Below are 7,113 nucleotides of genomic sequence, written 5' to 3' on the forward strand. Positions count from 1 at the left end.
GGCGCCGCACGACGAAGCGTTCGCTGAGCAGCGCGAGCAGCACGACGGCCGCGATCGCGCAGGGCACCGCGAGGCCCAGCGGCACCTGGGCGGCGACGACCGCGGCGGCGACCATGCCGCCCATCATCACCCACTCGCCCTGCGCGAAGTTGATCGCGCCGGTGCTCTTGAAGATGACGTTGAAGCCGAGCGCCACGAGCGCGTAGACGCTGCCGGTCGAAATGCCGGACAGCAGCAGGTTGGGCAGTTGATCCACCAGGGGCTCGATGTTCAGAGGCGGCCGAGCCGGGGATGGTCGAGCGCCGGCAGTTCGAGGCCGATGGCGTCGAGCCGTTCGCGGCAGTCGGCGAGGTATTGCCTGAAGACCTGCACCTCGGCCTGCGCGCCTGCGGCTCCGAGACCCGCCGCGGCCACGCGGTCGAGGTCGGCGATGTCGGCCGAGGCGTCGATCGCGGTCGCAAGGCCGACGCAGCGCGAGCCCGCCAGTTCGACCTGCATCAGGTGCTGCACCAGGGCCTGCACGGCCGCGGTGCGCTCTTCGTTCGACATCAGCGGCGCGCGCCGCTCGATGTAGAGCCACCCGAAGCGGGCATGACGCTCGCGCGCCTCGACGCAGCGCGCCAGCAGCGCCCTGGCGACAGGCTCGCGGGTCTGCGCGAGCCAGGCGCCGGCCAGTGCATGCTCGAGGCCGTCGCCGAAGGTGCAATGGGTCAGCACGTGGCCGTCGAGCGAACGGTCGGCGTCGAGCGCATCGCGGTGCAGTCCGCGGTTGAAGAGCGGCTGCCAGTGCGGGTCGGCGGGCGTGTCCAGGTAGCCGCCGCAGGCCTCGGCATAGCGATGGAAGGACTCGACGTTCCATGCCTCCTCGGTGTTGCGCACCGTCAGGAAGTACTTGGGGTCGGCCTCGCGGTCGAGTTCGAGGCAGAAGCGGATCACCAGCGCCGGCGTTTCGGCCAGGCCCGTGTATTCGAGCCAGGCGCGGCGGCTCCAGACGCGCCGTGCGGCATCGAGCGCGGCCGGGTCGTGCGCGCGGGCATCGAAGGCGTCCCACGGAATGTCGATCTCGGGCGCCCAGCGGGCCTTCTTCGAATCCTCGTAGAGCGTGCGGATGGCCTGGTCGGACTGGCGCAGGTCGAGCGGAAAGCGGCGCTCGACGCGGATCGGGGTGCGTGCGGGCGACGCGGTGGCGGAATCGGGGTGCGGCACGGCGGTGCTCCTTGGCAAGGTCGACGAAGAAGGCGGGCGGCGGAAGACGGGGGAGGCAACGGGCCAGCGGCGTGCAGCGCCTAGAACGGCCCCTCGATCTTCGGGTGGCGGAACATCGGGATCTCGATGCCCCAGTTGTCGCGCATGCGTTCGCGCATCGCGGCGATCGATTGGAGGAACACCGGCTTCTCGAGGGCCTCGGTGGTCGCCCCCAGGCCGGCCTGGTGGGTGATCTCGTCGACCCCCATCTCGGCCGTGGACGAGGGGCTGGCGGGCGCGAGCCAGGAGCTGTGGTAGCCGTTGAGCTCCACCTTCTCGATCATGTTGATGACCGCCTGGCGCACCACGTCCTTCTCCTGCGCGCTCATCTGCGGCATGCGTTGCTCCAGGAAGGCCCAGCCGAAGGCGCAGTGCCGCACCTCGTCGCGCAGGATGGCCTTGACCACCTGGCGTGCGACCGGGTTCACCGTGATCTCGGTCAGGTGGCGGAACACGTCGAAGGCGATCTCTTCGGCCGCGCAGACCAGCGCCGCGATCGTGCCTTCGAGCGAGATGGCCGGATCGAGCGCCACCTTGCGGATGCCGTGCGAGGCCACCGAGCCCTGGAACGCGACTGCGGCCGGCTGGTCGAAATAGCCGCCGAGGGCCTCGGCCATGCGAAAGCAGACCTCGGCATGGCGCGATTCCTCCTGCGAGCGGATCGAGAAGAACAGCGCCATGTCCGGCGGGCAGCGCTCGTGGCAGAAGCGGATCTGCAGCGCCGGGCTTTCCGAGATCGCGCCGTACTCTCCCCAGGCGCGCCGGCTCCAGTACATGCGCGCGGCGCGGCGCTGCTCGTCGGTGTACTGCTCCGGGTGGAGCTGGTCCCAGTCGATGTCGGTGGCCGGGTTCCATTGCATCCGGGTCGCCGTGTGGAACAGCTCGCGGATGCGCCGGTTCTCGACGCCGAGCTTCAAGGGGAACCGGCTCTCGGGCACATCGATGATGGTGGCGGCATCGGGGAACAGGGCCCGGGGCGCCGCGGACTGCGAGAGGGTGGCGTTGGTCATGGCTGCATTCCCTCGCGATGGATCACTTGTAGTCGGCCAGCTGGAAGGCGCCGTCGCGGTAGCTCAGCAGCACCAGGTCATCCTTGGACAGCCCCGAGTGGCGCTGCGGGCTGAAATTGAAGACGCCGCCGACGCCCGGCCATTTGTCGATGCCCGCCAACGCGTCGCGGACCTTGGTGCGGTCGGCGCCGCCGGCGCGATCGATCGCGGTGCGCGCGAGGTAGATCGCGTCGTAGGTCTGCGCGGCGAACTGGTTCGGCTTGCGCTTGTACTTGGCCTCGAAGGCCTTGGTCAGCGCGGCGATGCGCTCCTTCTGCGGATCGCCGTCGGGCAACTGCGCGCCGATCGGGAACTTGACCGACACCAGCAGCACGTTCTTTGCCGCATCGCCGGCCAGGTCCATGTAGCGCTTGTCGACGAAGCCGTAGCTGTGGATCAGGTTCATCTGTTCCATGCCCAGCTGCTGCGCCTGCTTGAGGAACACCACGCCGGCGGGCGTGACGGTCCAGCAGATGACCGACTGCACGCCGGCGGCCTTGATCTTGCCGAGCTGCGGCGTGAGGTCGGTGTCCGAGGGGTTGAAGCTCTCGTACATCACGTCGAGGCCGCGGCGCGCCGCCACCTTCTTGAGCTGGACCGCGGCGCCCTGACCGAAACCGCTCGAGTCGCCGAGGAAGGCGATCTTCTTGATGCCCTTCTTGGCGTAGTAGTCGGCGAGCCGCTCCATCACCTGCTCGTCGTCGGCCGTGCTCTTGAAGGTCCACTGGCGCTCGGCCACCGGCGTCACGATGTCCATCGCGCCCTCGGTCGAGATGAAGGGCACCGAGGCCTTCTCGGTGAGCCCGAGCATCGCGATCGCCATGCCGCTCATGTTGCCGCCGCCCACGATCATGTCGACCTTGTCCTGGTCGAGCAGGCGGCGCGTGGCGGTCAGGCCCTTCTGGGTCTGGCTCTCGGCGTCGTAGAACACCCAATCGATCTTCTTGCCGCCCACGCCGCCCTTGGCATTGATCTCCTCGACCGCGAGCTCCATGCCGGCCTTCATGTCCTCGCCGAGGAAGGCCGCGGGGCCGGTGACGGAGAGGATCGAGCCGACTTTCACGGTGGCCTGCGCGAATGCGGAGGACGTTGCGGCGAACGACAGGGTCGCCGCCAGCAGGACCGACAAAGACATCTTCGGGAACAGTTCACGATTCATCACGACACTCCTCGAAACAACGGTGGAAGTTGGGGCCATGGATGCAGGCCGATGCGGGAAAGGAAGAGGGCGCTTCATGCCTCGGCGGGCTGGACGGCCTTGACGCGGACATCGGAGCGCCCGATGTCGCCATCGAGCTCGAGCGGGCCGCTGAACTTGTAGCGGACCTGGTCGGCGCGATAGACCGAGATGCCGGTGAAGGCCGGTTTGCCTCCCGCTGCGAAGTAGGTCATCTCGCGCACGAGGACCGGCGCGGCCGGGTGGATATTCAGTCGCTCGGCATATTCCTCGTCGGCCAGGGCGGCTTCGATCTGGGTGTCGGCGCGCTCGATCGCGACCTGGGACCGCAGTACCTGCAGCAGCGAGACGTTCTCGAATTCCTTGAGCGCGATCGTTCCTGCAATGGCCAGCGGGATGTAGCGCAGGTCCCAGGCCACGCGCAACTCGCCCGACAGGCGCAGGCGCTCCATGCTCAGCACCTCGGTGCGCGCGGGCAGGCCCAGCGCCTTCGCGAAATGGGCCGGGCAGGGGGTGCGTTCGACCTTCAGGTTGGCGACCCGCAGCGAACGGCCGCTCTGCGCCCATTGGCCCGAGAAGTCGCTGCGCGCGGCGAAGGACTCCTCGATCTTGTCGCGGTTGACGAAGGTGCCGAAGCCGCGGCGCCGGCGCACCAGGCCTTCGCCCTCGAGTTCGGTCAGCGCCTGGCGCACGGTGGCCCGGCTCACGCCGAAGATGCGCTGCAGTTCCTGGTCGGTGTAGAAGCGGTCGTCCTCGGCCGGCCAGGACATGAGCTTGGCCTGCAGGCTGCGCTTGACCTGCGCGTAGAGCGGCAGCGGAGAGTCACGGTCGATCGTTGGCGAAATGCGCATGGGGCGATCACGGTCTCGTTGTCGCGGGCAACGCCGCGGCGGCTCGGGATTCCCGGTCTGGCTGACGTCCGAGATTGGATGTCAGGTTGTCCGGTTATACGGACTATATGTATTGAATTTGACAGAAATATTGGGGTTTACACGTAGATGGCTTGCCGATAAGATATATTGCAAATGAATCTTATGAAGTGTTGCCGTCGGCAAGCCAAGGAGCGGACATTGACTGCCACCGAGTTGTGCACCAAGGAAGAAATCTCGCGCATGGTCCATGCGTTCTATGCGCGGGTGCGCCAGGACGAAGTCCTGGGCCCGATCTTCGAAACGCACATCGACGACTGGGATCCTCACCTGGCCAGGCTGGTGGACTTCTGGTCGGCCATCCTGCGACGCACCGGCCGTTTCACGGGCGCGCCGATGCCCAAGCACGCGGTGCTGCCTGGCCTGACCGCGGCGCTGTTCGAGCGCTGGCTGGACCTGTTCCGCGAGACCGCCGGCGCGCAACCCAATCGCGCCATGGCCGAAGAGGCCCAGGCGATGGCGCAGCGCATCGCGCAAAGCCTGTGGATGGGCTACCAGGCAAGCCGCGATCCGGATGCCCTGCCCACGGAGTTGTCGCATGGCTGAGCTGCTCCACATCGAAGAGCCCGCGGGCACGAGGGCGCCGCCGCCGCAGTGGAAGGCCTTCCTCGAGCTGGGCTTCCGGCCGCTCTATCTKGCGGGCAGCTTCTGGGCCGCGGTCTCGGTGGCCTTGTGGGTGTTCGCGCCAGGCTGGCTCGGCGGCACGCTGGCCGGCGTTGCCTGGCATGCGCACGAGATGCTCTGGGCCTTCATCGCCACCATCGCGGTGGGTTTCCTCCTCACGGCGGGCAGCAACTGGACCGGGATCAATCCGTTGAAGGGGCGCGCCCTGGGTGTGCTGAGCGTGCTGTGGGTGTTGGCGCGGGTGGGCTTTCTCGTGCCGGGGCAGGGCGCCTTCTGGCTGGCCGCGTGCTGCGAACTGCTGTTCTTCGGCTGGGCCGCGGCCGCGCTGGGCCGTGCCATCTACGGCGCACGCAGCCGGCGCAACTACGGCGTGCCGCCGCTCGTGCTGGCACTTGGCGTGGCCGATGCGCTGTACCTGCGCGCGGCCGGGCTGGGCGACCAAGCGCTGCTGATGCAGCGCTTGGACACCGGCCTGCTGTGCATGGCGGTGATCGCACTGCTGCTGGCGCGCCGCGTGATTCCGTTCTTCGCGATGCGCGCGCTGCCCGGCCTGTCGATCCCCATGCACACGCGCAGCGGCCATTGGCAGGTTGGCGCGGGCGGCCTGGCCATCGGCTTCGGGCTGCTGGGCCTGATGCCCGCCATGGCCGCGGCCCTGGCGGTGGCCGGTGCCATCGCACTGCTGCAGGTCATGGCCTGGAAGCCCTGGGCGGTGCGGCGCGCGCCGCTGCTGTGGGTGCTGTATCTCGGCTATGCCGCGCTCGGCGCAGGCTTGCTGGTGGCGGCCGCGCACGCGGCGGGCTGGGTGCTGCGGGCGGCCTGGCCGGTGCACGTGATCGCCGTGGCCGGCCTGTCGGTGCTGATCATCGGCATGGTGACGCGCACGGCCCTGGGCCACCTGGGGCGGCCCCTGCGCGCGGACCGCACCCTGGTGGCCTGCTACCTGCTCGTGATCGCCGCCGCCGCGCTGCGCCTGCTGGCCCTGCTGCCGACGGACCTGGCGCTCGGCTCGCTGCATGCGTCGGCCGGCGCCTGGGTGCTCGCCTTCGCGCTGTACCTGTGGCGCTTCTTCCCCGTGATGATCCGGCCCCGCGTCGACGCGGCGGCCGCGCCGCAGGTGCTCAAGCCCGGCCTGCGCCTGCGTGCGACGAAGTGAACGGAAAGCCCCATGCGCCTGACGATGATGACCGACTACGCGCTGCGCCTGCTGATGTACGTGGCGCAGCAGCCGCAGCGGCTGTGCACCATCGCCGAGGTCGCGCAGGCCCACGGCGTTTCCGAGGCGCACCTGATGAAGGTGACGCACCAGCTCGGCCTGCAGGGCTGGATCGAGACCGTGCGCGGCAAGGGCGGCGGCATGCGTCTGGCCCATGCGCCCGCGGACATCAACCTCGGCGCGGTGGTGCGCAGCGTCGAGCCGGATTTCGACCTGGTCGAGTGCTTCGGCACGAATGACCATTGCGCACTGACCGGCAACTGTCGCCTCGCCGGCGTGCTGCAGGGCGCGCTGCACGATTTCATGGCGCACCTGGATGGCGTCACGCTGGCCGACCTGTTGCCCGGCACGGACCTTCCGCTCGCGCCGCTGCGGCGCATGCGCGTCGATCGACGCAGCACCTGAGGCGCCGGGCTGGCGCAGGGCCGGCGCAGGGCCGCGTTCACCTGAGATGATCCATGTCAAAGGCCGGCGCCAGTCCAGCGCCGAAGATCGACCGGATCTGGAACCAGGAGAACCATGAACGCCATCGCCCCGCCCACGCCTGCCGCCGCGCCGGCGCCGGTCTCGATCGTCAAGCGCGCCGGCCTCGTCGCCGCGCTTGCGGCCCTGCTCGCGATCGTATCGATGCCCGCGGCCCAGGGCCTGCCCCAGGCCGGACAGGTGATGCTCGCCATCCTGGCCTTCGCCGTGATCGTCTGGATGACCGAGGCGCTCGACTACGCCGTGAGCGCGGTGGTGATCGGCGCCCTGATGATCTTCCTGCTGGCCTACACGCCCGACGCGGCCAAGCCCGCCGGCGCCGACATGGGGACGGCCGCCGCGCTCGGGCTGGCGCTGTCGGGCTTTGCCAGCAGCGCCGTGGCCCTGGTG

General features: G+C 69.1%; 9 protein-coding genes. 4 read left to right on the forward strand and 5 right to left on the reverse strand.

All coding sequences use genetic code 11. The features are described from left to right. The 5 genes from AC1D2K_RS26230 to AC1D2K_RS26250 all read right to left on the reverse strand — a co-directional run. Window positions 1-256, reverse strand: a 256-nt coding sequence (locus AC1D2K_RS26230; RefSeq protein WP_478092213.1) for an ABC transporter permease subunit, incomplete at its 3' end; no start/stop codon positions are given. A 14-nt stretch (window positions 257-270) separates the two neighbouring features. After that, a complete protein-coding gene (locus AC1D2K_RS26235; RefSeq protein ID WP_478092215.1) occupies window positions 271-1,206 on the reverse strand; it encodes a hypothetical protein in 936 nt (311 codons plus the stop codon). A gap of 80 nt (window positions 1,207-1,286) precedes the next feature. After that, window positions 1,287-2,255: a ferritin-like domain-containing protein gene (locus AC1D2K_RS26240; protein ID WP_478092216.1), complete on the reverse strand. Its 969-nt coding sequence runs from the start codon at window positions 2,253-2,255 to the stop codon at window positions 1,287-1,289. A gap of 22 nt (window positions 2,256-2,277) precedes the next feature. Continuing rightward, window positions 2,278-3,453, reverse strand: coding sequence for an ABC transporter substrate-binding protein (locus tag AC1D2K_RS26245; protein WP_478092218.1), 1,176 nt, complete (start codon window positions 3,451-3,453; stop codon window positions 2,278-2,280). A gap of 74 nt (window positions 3,454-3,527) precedes the next feature. Then, complete coding sequence (locus AC1D2K_RS26250; RefSeq protein WP_478092220.1) at window positions 3,528-4,322, reverse strand: GntR family transcriptional regulator; 795 nt, start codon at window positions 4,320-4,322, stop codon at window positions 3,528-3,530. 219 nt (window positions 4,323-4,541) lie between these two features. Here AC1D2K_RS26250 and AC1D2K_RS26255 point away from each other — a divergent pair, with 219 nt between their 5' ends. The 4 genes from AC1D2K_RS26255 to AC1D2K_RS26270 form a co-directional block, all read left to right on the forward strand. Continuing rightward, window positions 4,542-4,946, forward strand: a complete 405-nt coding sequence (locus AC1D2K_RS26255; protein ID WP_478092221.1) for a group III truncated hemoglobin — start codon at window positions 4,542-4,544, stop codon at window positions 4,944-4,946. Continuing rightward, the gene (locus AC1D2K_RS26260; protein ID WP_478092223.1) at window positions 4,939-6,180 is read left to right on the forward strand and encodes an NnrS family protein; all 1,242 of its coding nucleotides are present in this window, start codon (window positions 4,939-4,941) and stop codon (window positions 6,178-6,180) included. Before AC1D2K_RS26255 ends, AC1D2K_RS26260 begins: the two co-directional genes overlap by 8 nt. 12 nt (window positions 6,181-6,192) lie before the next feature. Beyond that, entirely contained in the window at window positions 6,193-6,645 is a 453-nt protein-coding gene (locus AC1D2K_RS26265; protein ID WP_478092225.1) for an RrF2 family transcriptional regulator, read from the forward strand. Window positions 6,646-6,759: 114 nt separating this feature from the next. Next, on the forward strand, window positions 6,760-7,113 hold a 354-nt coding region (locus tag AC1D2K_RS26270; RefSeq protein WP_478092227.1), incomplete at its 3' end, for an anion permease.

This window comes from Variovorax sp. P1_H12_2, from assembly GCF_056405335.1.